General features: G+C 55.2%; 11 protein-coding genes. 7 read left to right on the plus strand and 4 right to left on the minus strand.

Translation table 11 applies throughout. From position 1 onward, the window contains the following. Nucleotides 1–205: 205 nt before the first annotated feature. The 4 genes from IV04_RS09465 to IV04_RS09480 all read left to right on the plus strand — a co-directional run bounded on the left by IV04_RS09465 (nucleotide 206) and on the right by IV04_RS09480 (nucleotide 5,275). A complete protein-coding gene (locus IV04_RS09465) occupies nucleotides 206–925 on the plus strand; it encodes a DUF3053 domain-containing protein (RefSeq protein ID WP_037401190.1) in 720 nt (239 codons plus the stop codon). 564 nt (nucleotides 926–1,489) lie between these two features. Further along, entirely contained in the window at nucleotides 1,490–3,406 is a 1,917-nt protein-coding gene (locus IV04_RS09470) for a PTS mannitol transporter subunit IICBA (RefSeq protein WP_037401187.1), read from the plus strand. Nucleotides 3,407–3,468: 62 nt separating this feature from the next. Next, entirely contained in the window at nucleotides 3,469–4,623 is a 1,155-nt protein-coding gene (locus IV04_RS09475; RefSeq protein WP_037401185.1) for a mannitol-1-phosphate 5-dehydrogenase, read from the plus strand. Between the two features lie 94 nt (nucleotides 4,624–4,717). Then, complete coding sequence (locus IV04_RS09480; protein WP_037401184.1) at nucleotides 4,718–5,275, plus strand: MltR family transcriptional regulator; 558 nt, start codon at nucleotides 4,718–4,720, stop codon at nucleotides 5,273–5,275. Here IV04_RS09480 and IV04_RS09485 read toward each other — a convergent pair. Then, a complete protein-coding gene (locus IV04_RS09485) occupies nucleotides 5,272–5,880 on the minus strand; it encodes a LysE family translocator (protein WP_037401181.1) in 609 nt (202 codons plus the stop codon). The two genes, IV04_RS09480 and IV04_RS09485, sit on opposite strands and share 4 nt — an antisense overlap. A 152-nt stretch (nucleotides 5,881–6,032) precedes the next feature. On the opposite strand from IV04_RS09485, the gene IV04_RS09490 reads away from it, so the two are divergent. Continuing rightward, the gene (locus IV04_RS09490) at nucleotides 6,033–7,499 is read left to right on the plus strand and encodes a PLP-dependent aminotransferase family protein (RefSeq protein WP_037440783.1); all 1,467 of its coding nucleotides are present in this window, start codon (nucleotides 6,033–6,035) and stop codon (nucleotides 7,497–7,499) included. Between the two features lie 81 nt (nucleotides 7,500–7,580). Next, nucleotides 7,581–7,943 (plus strand): YibL family ribosome-associated protein, encoded by a 363-nt coding sequence (locus IV04_RS09495; RefSeq protein WP_037401175.1) that lies wholly within the window; start codon nucleotides 7,581–7,583, stop codon nucleotides 7,941–7,943. 100 nt (nucleotides 7,944–8,043) lie between these two features. Here IV04_RS09495 and IV04_RS09500 read toward each other — a convergent pair whose 3' ends face one another. The 3 genes from IV04_RS09500 to fdhD all read right to left on the minus strand — a co-directional run bounded on the left by IV04_RS09500 (nucleotide 8,044) and on the right by fdhD (nucleotide 11,626). Next, nucleotides 8,044–9,975: a methyl-accepting chemotaxis protein gene (locus tag IV04_RS09500; RefSeq protein ID WP_037401172.1), complete on the minus strand. Its 1,932-nt coding sequence runs from the start codon at nucleotides 9,973–9,975 to the stop codon at nucleotides 8,044–8,046. A gap of 120 nt (nucleotides 9,976–10,095) precedes the next feature. Beyond that, nucleotides 10,096–10,719: a superoxide dismutase [Mn] gene (gene sodA, locus IV04_RS09505; RefSeq protein ID WP_037401170.1), complete on the minus strand. Its 624-nt coding sequence runs from the start codon at nucleotides 10,717–10,719 to the stop codon at nucleotides 10,096–10,098. Nucleotides 10,720–10,849: 130 nt separating this feature from the next. Then, complete coding sequence (gene fdhD, locus IV04_RS09510; protein WP_231566289.1) at nucleotides 10,850–11,626, minus strand: formate dehydrogenase accessory sulfurtransferase FdhD; 777 nt, start codon at nucleotides 11,624–11,626, stop codon at nucleotides 10,850–10,852. 218 nt (nucleotides 11,627–11,844) lie between these two features. Between fdhD and fdnG the strand changes: the two genes are divergently transcribed. Beyond that, entirely contained in the window at nucleotides 11,845–14,892 is a 3,048-nt protein-coding gene (gene fdnG / locus IV04_RS09520; RefSeq protein ID WP_152562853.1) for a formate dehydrogenase-N subunit alpha, read from the plus strand. Nucleotides 14,893–14,895: the final 3 nt, after the last annotated feature.

The raw sequence follows: 14,895 nt of genomic DNA on the forward strand, positions 1-14,895 counted from the left end.
AGAAACCAGTGAAGGCCTTACACATCTGAAACATTTAGCGCTCGAATATCATCAGAAAGCCGAATCGCGTATCGCATCGCATCCAGTTGATCTATTCTTATAGCCCCCAAGAATTTGTCGTTACATATGATGGGGAGAGGTGCATGGAAAGCAGTAGAGGGTATGGAGCCAGGTAAAAGATACGTTTAAACAGGAGTTATGTCACATGGCGGTAGGGATCCAGAGTAGAGGTTTCGCGCGTTGGTTGGCACCGGTTTTGGCATTGCTGGTGGTTATGCAACTGACCGCCTGCGGTGATAAAGAGCCGGCACAACGCAAGGCATTCATTGATTACTTACAGAATACGGTGATGCGCAGCGGCGTGCATATCCCGACGCTGAGCGAAGATCAGAAGCAGAAATTCGGCAATTATGCTGGCGATTACGCCATTTTGGTCGGTTTTTCTCAGCAGTTATCAAAGTCGGTTGACGCCAGCCTGACACCGGTGCTGGATCAGATTAACCAGATCCATACTGCGCAGGATTACATGATCAAACGCGATGCCCTGAGGCAGTCAACAGGGGCGCTGAACCTGCTGGGGCAGCAAATCCAGTCGGCGAAGTCGCAGGCGGATACTGCCCGTGCAGCCTTGAAACAGTCGGACGACTTGAAAGCGGTTTACAATCAGGCGTATGACAAAATTGTCACCGCCCCGGCGAATGCCTTGATGCCTGCCATCCCAACCACGGCCAACTTCGTACAGGATCTGGTGCAGGTGGGGGACTTCCTCCAAGCGCAGGGCAATCAGGTCAGTTTCAACAATGGTGGCGTGCAGTTCCGCACCCAACAGCAGGCGACACAGTACAACACCATGATGACGAATCTGGTGGTGAAACAGCCTGATTGGCTGAACGCACAAAAAACGGTGCAGGCGGCTATGCAGTAAGACGAAAACGCTGTTGCGCATGGAACGATGCGGCTGGGGCCAAGCCGATTGGCCCCAGCTCTGTTGTTGCGTTTTTCTCATACCGGGCCACACAACCTCCTAACACTTCTGTACTACACTTCAACTAGGCGGAATACCGCCAAATCATCACTTCTTCTAATGTAGTTTTCTTTCATTCACTCGGCTGCTGGAGTGCGTGCTCACAGGGAAGATGCGCTTTCTGCTTGGATCTGGCTGGCGCATGTAAAATAAATTGTGATTTATGTCACAATTTAAAAACAAACCACTAAGATATTAATGTGATAAAAATCACATTTAATGCGTATTTTGTACGATTATTGCCTTGTTGTGCTTTTTTTACACCGACTAAATGTGATGTTTGTCACGAAAAAAGCCTGCTTATAGGGGTGTTTTGTGTGATATGAATCACAAAATGGTTGGGAGATTCGCTCAGTAAAAAGAGCGTGGTAGAGTCCGTTTAGCATACAGCTTTAACGCGGCTGTAACGTTACAACAATTATCACGCGCTCTTATTGTCAGCGCGTAACAATAGGGGTGTGTTTTATGTTTTCACCAGATATCAAGGTTAAAGTGCAAAACTTTGGCCGCTTCCTGAGTAATATGGTGATGCCCAACATTGGCGCATTCATCGCCTGGGGTATCATCACCGCATTATTCATTCCTACCGGTTGGTTGCCTAACGAAACGCTAGCCAAGTTGGTTGGCCCAATGATCACCTACCTGCTGCCGCTGCTGATCGGTTATACCGGCGGTAAACTGGTGGGTGGCGATCGCGGTGGTGTGGTCGGTGCAATCACCACCATGGGCGTGATCGTCGGGGCAGATATGCCGATGTTCCTCGGTGCCATGATTGCTGGCCCATTGGGCGGCTGGGCGATCAAACATTTTGATCGCTGGGTAGACGGCAAGATCAAAAGCGGCTTCGAGATGCTGGTGAACAACTTCTCCGCCGGTATCATCGGTATGTTGCTGGCGATCCTCGCTTTCCTCGGCATTGGCCCGTTGGTTGAAGCGCTGTCCAAGATCCTGTCGGCTGGCGTGCATATCATGGTGGTGAACAACCTGCTGCCATTGACCTCGATTTTCGTTGAACCGGCGAAAATCCTGTTCCTGAACAACGCCATCAACCACGGTATCTTCTCACCGCTGGGTATCCAGCAGGCGACCGAAGCCGGTAAATCGATCTTCTTCCTGATCGAAGCCAACCCAGGCCCAGGTATGGGCGTGCTGATGGCTTACCTGTTCTTTGGCCGTGGCAGTGCCAAGCAGTCTGCGGGCGGTGCGGCGATCATCCACTTCCTGGGCGGTATCCATGAGATTTACTTCCCGTATGTGCTGATGAACCCACGTCTGATTCTGGCGGTTATTCTGGGTGGGATGACCGGTGTATTCACGCTGACCATGCTGAATGGTGGCCTGGTTTCCCCAGCGTCTCCGGGGTCTATTCTGGCCGTGCTGGCCATGACGCCAAAAGGTGCCTACTTCGCTAACCTGTCAGCCGTCTTCGCAGCCTTCCTGGTTTCTTTCCTGGTTGCTGGCTTCCTGCTGAAAACCTCGAAAGTGAAAGAAGAAGATGACCTGGAAGAAGCAACCCGTCGTATGCAGGACATGAAAGCCCAGTCCAAAGGTGGCAAAGCGGCGAATGCCGCCGTGGATGGCGATCTGAGCACCGTGCGTAAAATCATCGTAGCCTGCGACGCCGGTATGGGTTCCAGTGCCATGGGTGCCGGTGTGCTGCGTAAGAAAGTGGCAGACGCCGGGCTGAAAAGTATCTCTGTGACCAACTGTGCGATCAACAGCCTGCCGGAAGATGTGGATCTGGTGATTACTCACCGCGATCTGACCGAGCGTGCGATGCGCCATGCGCCGCAGGCCCAGCATATTTCGCTGACCAATTTCCTTGATAGCCAGTTGTATAACGATTTGACCGCGCGTCTGGTGGCGGCCAGCCAAGCAAGCGAAACCGAGCAGAAAGTGATCGCTACGCTGGATGACAGCTTTGAAGCCAGCGAGCAGAATCTGTTCAAACTGAGCGCAAGCAACGTGTTCCTCAATCTGCATGCCACCGACAAAGAGCAGGCGATCCGTTTTGCAGGTGAGCAACTGGTGAAGGGTGGCTACGTTGAACCTGAGTATGTTCAAGCCATGCTGGAGCGTGAAAAGCTGACTTCCACCTATCTGGGTGAGTCGATTGCCGTGCCGCATGGTACCATCGAAGCCAAAGACCGTGTGCTGCGCACCGGGGTGGTATTCTGCCAGTATCCGCACGGCGTGCGTTTCGGTGACGAAGAGGATGAAGTAGCGCGCCTGGTCATTGGTATCGCGGCACGCAACAACGAACATATCCAGGTGATCACCAGCCTGACCAATGCGTTGGATGACGACAGCGTGATTGAGCGGTTGGCGAATACCACCAGCGTGCAGGAAGTGCTGGATCTGCTTGGCGGCAAGCAAGCCTGATAACAGAATCATTTTAAAGGGTGCAGCTTGCTGCACCCTTCTACATTAATAAAGGTAGGAATATGAAAGCATTACACTTCGGAGCCGGGAATATTGGCCGTGGTTTTATTGGCAAGTTGCTTGCTGATGCACATGCCGAACTGACTTTTGCTGACGTTAACCAGACGGTGCTGGATGAGCTGAACAAGCGTAAAAGTTATCAGGTGCATGTGGTGGGTGAGCAGGCGCGGGTTGAGAACGTGAACAACGTCAGCGCCGTCAACAGCGGCAGCGAAGACGTGGTGGCGTTAATTGCCACCGCAGATATCGTCACTACCGCCGTTGGCCCGCAGATCCTGGCCAGAATCGCCGGGACTATCGCCAAAGGGCTGATTAAACGCCATCAGCAGGGCAATACCCGGCCGCTGAACATTATTGCCTGTGAGAACATGGTGCGTGGCACTAGCCAACTGAAGCAGCACGTGTTCGATGCGCTACCGCAGGATGAGCAAGCCTGGGTTGAGCAGCATATCGGCTTTGTCGACTCTGCCGTGGACCGCATCGTGCCGCCAGCAGAAGCAGGCAGCAACGATCCGCTGGAAGTGACGGTGGAAACCTTCAGCGAATGGATTGTCGATCAAACCCAGTTTAAGGGCGAGCCTCCGGCGATTGCCGGTATGGAACTGACCGATAACCTGATGGCGTTCGTTGAGCGCAAGCTGTTCACCCTGAACACCGGCCATGCGATCACCGCCTATCTGGGCCAGCAGGCCAATCTGCTGACTATTCGCGATGCGATCCTCGATCCGGCCATTCGCCAGACCGTAAAAGGTGCGATGGAAGAGAGTGGCGCAGTGCTGATCAAACGTTACGGCTTTGAGGCTGACAAGCACGCGGCCTACATCAACAAAATCCTGTCGCGCTTTGAAAACCCGTATCTGCATGATGATGTAGAGCGCGTTGGCCGCCAGCCGTTGCGTAAACTGAGCGCGGGCGATCGCCTGATCAAACCACTGCTGGGTACGTTGGAATACGGTTTGCCGCACGCTAATCTGATCCAGGGTATTGCCGCCGCCATGAGCTACCGCAGTGAGCAGGATCCTCAGGCCAAAGAGCTGGTGGAATTGCTGACAACGCTGGGGCCACAGGCTGCGCTGGCACAAATTTCCGGTTTACCGGCGGACAGCAAAGTGGTGGCAGAAGCGGTCGCTGTCTACAGTGCCATGCAGCAACGTTAGGCCATCTATTTATCATCCTGAGGTCGGGCGCTGCTCGACCTGTTTATTGATACCCTGTACGCTGCGCAGTCCCCAAGCCATTCGAAAAGCGACGATGATCGAGACACAGGCATTTGAGAACAACGTTCTGGAAAAACTGAACGCAGGTAAGACGGTGCGCAGTTTTCTGATCGCAGCGGTCGATCTGCTGGCAGAAGCGCTTAACGTCCTGGTGGTTCAAGTTTTCCGCAAAGACGACTACGCGGTGAAATATGCCGTTGAACCGCTATTGTCCGGCGAAGGGCCGCTGGGCGAACTGTCAGTCCGCCTCAAGCTGATGTATGGCCTGGGGGTAATCTCACGCCATGAATATGAAGATGCCGAATTGCTGATGGCGATGCGCGAAGAACTGAATTACGACGGCTCGGAATACCGTTTTATCGATGATGAAATCCTTGGCCCTTTCAGTGAACTGCACTGTGTCAGCGCGTTGCCACCGGTACCAACCTTTCTGCAACCTGGCGAAGCGGATGAGTCGCTGATTGCCATGCAGCACCAGCGTTATCAGCAGATGGTGCGTTCCACTATGGTGCTGTCGGTGACCGAACTGCTGGCGGGTATTGGTGCCAAACAACCCTCTCGCCTTTCGCCGCTGGGTGCGCAAAAGCCTTAAGCGAATGCAGTACGCCATTCATCAAATAACAGCCACAATGCCGTGGCGGCCATCAAACCCGCCATCACTGCGTTAAACAATCTCAGCTTCCAGGTGACGCGCAGCGCGTGGCGCAACCGATCGCCCATCAGCGTCCAAATCAGAATGCAGGGAATATTCACCGCGCAGAAGCTGGCAATGATGAGCAGCGTTTGGCTAAGCGTGGCTCCTTCACGCGGCGCAAACAGGATCGCCACGTTAATCGCCATCAGCCAGACTTTTGGGTTAATCGCCTGAAACAGCGCGCCGTTGATAAAGCGCATCGGCTGGGCCTGCTGCTTGGCATCCGGCGAGGCGGCTTGGAAAAGTTTCCACGACAGCCATAACAGATAGGTACAGCCGACTACGGCCAACGGGAAGCGGATTGTGCCCACCCAACTGAGGGCCGCAGCCAGCAACAGAGTGGTGAATGCGAGCTGCACGGCACAGCCCGCCACAATGCCCAGCAACATCGGCAAGGTACGGCGGATACCGAAGTTGACGCCGGACGACGCCAGCAGCAGGTTGTTGGGGCCAGGGGTAATCGACATCACGGTAACGTAACTGATAAAGGCTGAGTCCAGCATAGAAAAGCTCCTAAAGAATATATATCCGTCATAATTCGAGTTGGTTATCAGCATAAGGCCCGAGGCTGGATGGTGACAGAAGCAGAAATAAAGTATTGTCATGGTTACAGTTGAATTATTTTTAAACTGTATCCATTAACTGGAGCCAAACTGTGACCCTGCTCGATGCGATCCCTGAAATTCGTTACCGGCAATTGGCTGATACGCTGGCGGCGGCGATTCACCGTGGCACTTTACTGCCCGGCAGTCGCCTGCCTTCGGTACGGCGCTGTGCGCAAACCCATAACGTCAGCATCAACACTGTGGTAGCGGCTTATCGCCAGCTTGAAGACCGTGGGCTGATTGAAGCGCGGCCCCAGTCCGGTTTCTACGTGCGTGCCACGCTCCCGGCGCTGAAAACCGCGTCGGCCCCCAGTAACCGCATAGAAAAACCGGCGGACGACGTGTTGGCACTGATCGATACGGTGTTTGCTGCCCAGCAAAATCCGGCCTTCACCAATCTGTCGTTGGCCTGCCCACAGACCAGCGATTTTTATCCCGGCAGCAAGCTGGGGCGTATGCTCGCTTCACAACTGCGCCGCCAGCCGAACCTGATCGGGCAATACGCGTTGCCCCCGGGCAACCTGCGGTTGCGCCAGCAGATCGCCCGCCGTTCAATGACGCTGGGCATGTTGCTGGAACCGGGGGATATCACCCTGACGCATGGCTGTATGGAAGCGCTGCAACTGGCGCTGCGCGCCACCACCAAGCCGGGCGACTGCGTTGGGCTGGAATCGCCAACCTATTTCTACCTGCTGCCGCTGCTCGCCAGCTTAGGGTTGAACGCGCTGGAGATCCCGACGGATTCCCAGAATGGCCTCTCTTTGGATGCGCTGGAACTGTTGCTGCAGGAAAAGCGGCTCAATGCGGTGATCGCTATGCCGACGGTGCAAAACCCGCTCGGGTGCACCATGCCGCTGGCGGCGAAAAAACGCCTGGCGCGGCTGATGAACGATCATCAGGTGCCATTGATCGAAGATGGTTTGTATGCCGAACTGCAATTCGGCAGTGCGCTCAGCCCGGCGGTGAAAGCGTTCGATCGCGATGGTTGGGTGCTGTTCTGCTCCAGCTTTACCAAAACGCTGGCGCCGGATTTCCGCATTGGTTGGGTTGCCGGTGGGCGTTTTAGCGAAGCGTTGCATAAGCTGAAGGCAGTTTCTTCCATGTCGGAGTCACAATTGTTGTCGGAAACCTTGGCGACGTTTCTGGAAGCGGGCGGTTACGATCATCATTTGCGTAATTTGCGCAAACGCTATGCCACACAGGTGGAAGAAGCCAGAGCATTGATCGCCCGCCATTTCCCGCGCGGCACGCGGGCGACGCAGCCTGCCGGGGGGTTTGTGTTCTGGGTGGAGTTCCCGTTGGCGGTCGATGCGGTGGCGCTGTTCCATCAGTTGCTTGAGGAGCAGATTTGCCTGACGCCGGGCACGCTGTATTCCCCCAGCGGGCGTTATCGCAACGGGCTGCGGCTCTCTTGCTGTTACCCGTTTGATGCGCGTTACACCCAGGCGCTGGCGCGTGTGGGGGCCAAAGCCTGTGAAATGAGCGGGTTGCCAGCGGGGATTGCGCAAGGCGAGTAACCACGCGCACATTTTGCTACAATGCTAAGACGAATTTTCCGCGCATAGCGTGCCGATAGCGGCACAAACAGGCTAAAGACCATGAAAGAGATAGAAAAGGCAGAGATTAAGCGCCTTAGCGACCTGCTGGACGCACTGAACCATAAAGAGACTACGGTGATCCAACAGGGCAACCTTGACCTGATCGCCCAGCACACCAAAGAAAAAGAGAAGCTGGCGGCAGAAATTGAACGCCTGAAGCATGTGCGCGTCGAGAAACTGAGTGTTGAAGCCCAGAAGCTGAGCCAGCTGCCATTCAGCCGTGAGATCACTAAAAAAGAGCAGGCGGATATGGGCGCGCTGAAGAAAAGCGTGCGTGGCCTGATCGTGGTGCATCCGATGACGGCGCTGGGCCGCGAAATGGGCCTGAAAGCCGTCACCGGTTACGCCAAAAAAGCCTTCTGATATGGCTGCCTGGGGCGAAGCGGTTTGCCCCAGGCGCTGCATTAGGGCATCGCTCAACGGCAGATATCGCCCGTACACCATGTTGTCACTGTGTTAGGCACTAGAACGTCGTCCAGTTATTTTCTGCTGAGGTGGCGGTTTCCCGTGGTTTGTTTGCCAGCGGTGATTTGAGCGTTGCCGTTTTCACTTCGGTGGATTCAGAGTGTTCAGCCAAACGGAACACCGCAACGCTTTGCAAGAGCATTTCTGCCTGCTCCTCCAGTGAATCGGCAGCGGCGGCGGACTCTTCCACCAACGCGGCGTTTTGCTGAGTGGTGTGATCCATTTCCACGATCGCTTGGCCGATCTGGGCGATGCCGCGAGTCTGTTCATCAGAAGCGGCGGCAATTTCCGCCATGATATCGCGCACGTGCGTGACCGAACGGACGATCTGCTCCATGGTTTTGCCGGTATCTTCCACTAAGTTGGTGCCCGCTTGTACGCGGCTGACAGATTCGGCGATCAATCCTTCAATCTCCTTCGCTGCCTGCGCACTGCGTTGGGCCAGATTGCGCACTTCGCTGGCCACCACCGAGAAACCACGGCCCTGTTCACCGGCCCGTGCCGCTTCCACCGCCGCATTTAGCGCCAGAATGTTGGTCTGGAAAGCAATGCCGTTAATCAAGGTGGTAATTTCGGCGATCCGCTGCGAACTGCCAGAAATATCGCGCATAGTGCTGACCACCTGATTAACCAATTGGCCGCCCTGCTGTGCGGTTTGTGAGGCATCGGCTGCCAGTTGGTTGGCATGGTGGGCGTTATCGGCATTTTGCTTCACCGTGGCGGTGAGTTGTTCCATGCTGGCGGCGGTTTCTTCCACTGCCGCCGCTTGCTGCTCGGTACGTGAAGAGAGATCGGTATTGCCTGCGGCAATTTCCCCGGCGGCGGTGGACACCTGGCTGATGCCCATCTGGATTTTCTCAATCATATCGCGCAGATTCTGGCTCATGGCCGCAACGGCATTCAGCAATTGGCCCAGTTCATCGCGGCGGTTACTGGTTTGCACCTGGCGCAGATCGCCAGTGGCAATACGCTCTGCCAGTGCCAGCGTGGTGTGCAGCGGGCGAGTCATTTGTAATGTGATGCGCCACGACACCAGCAGACCGGCGAGAATCGCAATCGCGGCAATGATCCCCATCTGGATCTGGGCGGCATCAATATTACTGTTGGTTTGCGCCAGTTCGTTTTTCATAAAGGTGCCGATCAGCGTATCGACTTTTTGCGCGGTATCCCCCAACTGTTGGCTGAGCTTTTGTTCGTGATCATAGGCGGGCAGGTAGGCTGCAATACGGTCTTTATATTCGTCGAGTGCGGCTAACAGGGGCTGCAGCAGAGGGCGATCGGTTTCTGCTAAACGTTGACTGAGTGCATTGGCCGCACTGCGGGCGTCGTCGATGGCGCTCAGCAACGGCGCTTCTGCCTCTTTGGTTGGGCTCAGCAGCAGGCCACGGGCATGGTAGCGGATCAGGATCAGCTTCTGGTTGAGTTGGGTAAAAACCAACGTGAGTTCGCCCTGGGCTAACTGTGTTTCAATCTGGCTTAAACCCTCTTGTACCTCGGACATATTCCAGGTAGCGCGCACCGCATCCTTTTTGGCTACTGCCTGTTGGAAGCTGTCTCGCTGCTGCTGATACTGGTTCATCAGGGCTTTCAGCGATTCCAGTTGTTTACGGTTTTGCGGATCCCAGTCCAGTTCCTGCGCATGATTAATCAGTTTGAGCACATTTTCGATATGCTCGCGGTTGCTGTTCAGGTAGTCGATTTTGTAGGTTTGGCCGAACATGGCGCGGGCATATTTCGCCAGGCTGATTTCGCTGGTGATCTGATAGCTGAAATCGACGCGTTCGGTGCGCGACTCGATGAGGCGCAGATAATAACCCCCGGTGCCAGCGAGCATGACTGACAGTAATAGAATCAGGATGAATCCCAACGAAAGTTTTTTACCGACGGTGAGATGAGTGAACTTTCCTGCCAAGGTCTTCAGTGCCGCCATAAGATTTTCCTTTTGAGGCGATCGTCAAGTGAACAAAATATCGGCAAGAAATGGTCGAGCTTTAGTGGCAGGCTGGCAAAAAAATGCCCGCATTTGCGGGCATCGTCAGGGAGAGCGGAATTACTTCTGCGCTTCGGCAAAGCGTTTTGCCGCTTCGTCCCAGTTCACTACGTTCCAGAAGGCTTTGATGTAATCCGGGCGGCGGTTCTGGAATTTCAGATAATAAGCGTGTTCCCACACGTCCAGGCCGACCAGCGGGAAACCGGAAGCGCCAGCAACGGCTTCGCCCATCAACGGGCTATCCTGGTTAGCGGTGGAGACCACGGCCAGTTTGTCGCCTTTCAGCACCAGCCAGGCCCAACCGGAACCGAAACGGGTGGCTGCGGCTTTCTCAAACTCTTCCTGGAATTTCTCCACGCTGCCGAAATCGCGTTCGATAGCGGCTTTCAGCTCGCCACTTAGCGTGGTGCCGGTTTTCAACCCTTTCCAGAACAGGCTGTGGTTAGCGTGGCCGCCTGCGTTGTTGCGCATAAAGGTGCGTTTGTCAGCAGGCACTTTGTCCAGATCCTGAATCAGGGCTTCAACGCTCAGCGTAGCCAGCTCAGGGTAGGCTTCCAGCACGGTGTTGGCGTTGTTGACGTAGGTCTGATGATGTTTGGTGTGATGGATTTCCATCGTTTGCTGATCGAAATGCGGTTCCAGCGCGTCATAAGCATAAGGCAGGGATGGCAGTGAGTAACTCATAATCATCGTCTCCAATGGGTGTTGGGCGGCGCAAAGTATGAGCACCGCATAAACAATCGGCTCCCATTATAGGGGATTAAATGAGATTGAAAATGATTATCAATGCCGTATGGGCTGTGTGGTTTTTGTGCTAATCGATAAGGCGTTGCGGATATGTAAACACCGTTGCCCTGCCGAGTTTGCTAAAGCCTACCAGCGTCAGATTGCTGCGTTCGGCGATCTCCACCGCCAGCGAGGTTGCGGCAGACACCACGAACAGGATCTCGGCACCGCACATGGCTGATTTTTGCACCATCTCATAGCTGGCACGGCTGGAGACCAGGATCGCCCCCTGTTGCCAGCCCTGCTTGGCGCGCAGGCCGAGCATTTTGTCCAGCGCCACGTGGCGGCCCACGTCTTCGCAGCCGCCCTGCAATTCACCCTCCGGCGAGATCCAACTGGCGGCATGGGTGCAACCGGTCTGCTGGCCGACTTGCTGTACCTGGCGCAATTGCCCCAGTGCACGATCGAGATTGGCGAGTGAAAAGGTCTGGGTGAAAGGCAACGGGGTCAGCGGGCGAAAGATATCCGCCAGCTGTTCAACACCGCAGACGCCACAGCCGGTGCGGCCTGCCATGGCGCGGCGGCGCTCCTTCAGCCCGCTGAAACGGCGGCTGGAAAGCTCAATTTGCACCTCAAGGCCGTTGCAGGTCTGATTAATCTCTATACTGTAGATATCGCGCGGTGACTCAATGATGCCTTCCGACAGGGAAAAACCCAGGGCGAAAGCCTCCAGATCTTTGGGAGTGCACATCATTACGACGTGAGAAATACCGTTATAGACCAGCGCTACGGGGACCTCTTCTGCCAGCCAGTCTTGTTGCGCAGTGGTCAGTTGCCCACGCTGAAATACCGGGGCCTGAATCATGCCTGTGATGGCAGTCGCGTTTATGGGTTGCTTTGGGTCTATATTGTTCACTTTAGTGGCACCTGTTTGTAACAACCCCAAGTCCGCTATGATATCATCGCGGCGTCGTTGCGGCCTTCTGGCCAAGCCAACATAAGAATAGCGATTTTAGCGCTTCCGGCTCTGTCGGGGAAAGCGCCATTTGAACAATGTGACAACACGAGTGAAAGGAGACCCCCATGCAGGTCAGCAGAAGGCAGTTCTTTAAGATCTGCGCTGGCGGTATGGCAGGGACGACGGTCGCCGCTCTGGGCTTTGCCCCGGAAGTGGCGTTAGCGGAAACCCGGCAGTACAAACTGCTGCGTGCCCGTGAAACCCGTAATACCTGCACGTATTGCTCAGTCGGCTGTGGGCTGTTGATGTACAGCCTTGGTGATGGCGCGAAAAACGCCAAAGAGAGCATTTTCCACATCGAAGGGGATCCGGATCATCCGGTAAACCGTGGCGCGCTGTGCCCGAAAGGGGCCGGTCTGGTGGACTTCATCCACAGCGAAAGCCGCCTGCAATACCCGGAATATCGCGCGCCAGGTTCTGACAAATGGCAGAGAATCAGTTGGGATGATGCCTTTACCCGCATCGCCAAGCTGATGAAAGAAGACCGCGATGCCAACTTTGTTAAAACCAACGATAAAGGCGTTACCGTCAACCGTTGGCTGACTACCGGTATGCTGTGTGCTTCGGCCTCCAGCAACGAAACGGGGTATCTGACCCAAAAATTTAGTCGCGCTCTCGGCATGCTTGCCGTAGACAACCAGGCGCGTGTCTGACACGGACCAACGGTAGCAAGTCTTGCTCCAACATTTGGTCGCGGTGCGATGACCAACCACTGGGTTGATATCAAGAACGCGAACTTGATTATCGTCATGGGCGGTAATGCGGCAGAAGCGCATCCGGTGGGTTTCCGCTGGGCGATGGAAGCCAAAATACATAATAAAGCCAAGCTGATCGTCATCGATCCGCGCTTTACCCGTACCGCATCGGTGGCGGATTTTTATACGCCTATCCGTTCTGGCACCGACATTGCTTTCCTGTCGGGCGTCTTGCTGTACCTGATGACCAACAACAAGATCAACCGCGAATACGTTGAAGCCTATACCAACGCCAGCCTGCTGGTGCGTGAAGACTTCAGCTTTGACGATGGCCTGTTCAGTGGCTACGACGCGGAAAATCACAAGTACGACAAAACCACCTGGAACTATCAGCTCGACGAAAACGGCTTTGCCAAGCGTGACGTTACCCTGCAAGATCCGCGCTGCGTGTGGAACCTGCTGAAACAGCACGTCAGCCGCTATACGCCAGAGGTGGTGAACAATATCTGCGGTACACCAACCGAAGATTTTATCAAGGTTTGTGAATATATCGCTGAAACCAGCGTCAACGACAAAACCGCCTCGTTCCTGTACGCCCTGGGCTGGACACAGCACTCGGTCGGCGCACAGAACATCCGTACCATGGCGATGATCCAGTTGCTGCTCGGTAACATGGGGATGGCAGGCGGCGGCGTGAACGCCCTGCGTGGTCACTCCAATATCCAGGGCCTGACCGATCTCGGCCTGCTGTCGCAAAGCCTGCCGGCTTATATGACACTGCCTTCCGAGAAACAGCCGGATCTGGACACCTACCTGAAAGCCAATACGCCGAAGGCGCTGCTGCCGGGCCAGGTGAACTACTGGAGCAACTACCCGAAATTCTTCGTCAGCCTGATGAAGAGCTTCTACGGTGACAAAGCGCAGAAAGAAAACAGCTGGGGCTTTGACTGGTTGCCGAAGTGGGACAAAGGCTACGATGTACTGCAGTACTTCGAAATGATGCATCAGGGTAAGGTTAACGGCTACCTCTGCCAGGGCTTCAACCCGGTTGCTTCGTTCCCGAACAAGAACAAAGTGGTGGCTGCGCTTTCCAAACTGAAATTCCTGGTGACCATCGATCCGCTGAATACCGAGACGGCCACCTTCTGGCAGAACCACGGTGAATCGAACGACGTTGATCCTGCGAAGATTCAGACCGAAGTATTCCGCCTGCCATCCACCTGTTTTGCCGAAGAAAACGGTTCGATCGTCAACTCTGGTCGCTGGCTGCAATGGCACTGGAAAGGGGCTGATGCACCGGGCGAAGCGCTGGGCGACGGTGAGATCCTGGCTGGGATGTTCATGCGTCTGCGTGAGATGTACAGCCGTGAAGGCGGTGCAGTGCCTGAGCAGGTGCTGAACATGAGCTGGAACTACCTGACCCCGGATGCACCAGCGCCAGAAGAAGTGGCGATGGAAAGCAACGGTAAAGCACTGGCGGATGTTCTCGATCCAGACGGCAAAGTGCTGGCGAAAAAAGGCGAACAGCTCAGTACCTTCGCGCATTTGCGTGATGATGGTACCACTTCCAGTGGCTGTTGGCTTTTCGCAGGCAGTTGGACACAAGCTGGCAACCAGATGGCGCGCCGCGATAACGCCGATCCATCCGGCCTTGGCAACACGCTGGGCTGGGCCTGGGCATGGCCGCTCAACCGCCGCATTCTGTACAACCGTGCTTCTGCCGATCCAGCGGGTAAACCGTGGGATGCCAAGCGTCAGTTGATTGAGTGGGATGGCACCAAGTGGAGCGGGATAGATATCCCAGACTACGGTAATGCCGCACCAGGCAGCGATGTCGGGCCGTTTATCATGCAGCCGGAAGGCATGGGCCGCCTGTTTGCCATCGACAAAATGGCAGAAGGGCCGTTCCCTGAGCACTACGAACCGTTTGAAACGCCACTCGGTACCAACCCGCTGCACCCGAACGTGGTTTCCAACCCGGCGGCGCGCGTGTTTAAAGACGATCTGGCGGCGATGGGCAAATCCGACAAGTTCCCGTATGTCGGCACCACTTATCGCCTGACCGAACACTTCCACTACTGGACCAAGCACGCGCTGCTCAACGCCATCATACAGCCGGAGCAGTTTGTGGAGATCGGTGAGAAACTGGCCGAGAAGAAGGGCATCAAGAACGGCGATCTGGTGAAAGTCAGCTCCAACCGTGGCTTTATCAAGGCCAAAGCGGTGGTGACTAAGCGTATCCGCACGTTGCAGGTGCACGGGCAGGATGTTGACACCATCGGTATCCCGATCCACTGGGGTTATCAAGGTGTGACGCAGAAAGGCTTTCTTGCCAACACGCTGACGCCGTTTGTTGGTGATGCCAACACGCAAACGCCAGAGTTCAAGGCGTTCCTGGTTAACGTGGAAAAGGTGTAACGG

The sequence above is a fragment of the Serratia sp. Ag1 genome (assembly GCF_000743355.1).
Taxonomy (GTDB): Bacteria; Pseudomonadota; Gammaproteobacteria; order Enterobacterales; family Enterobacteriaceae; genus Chania.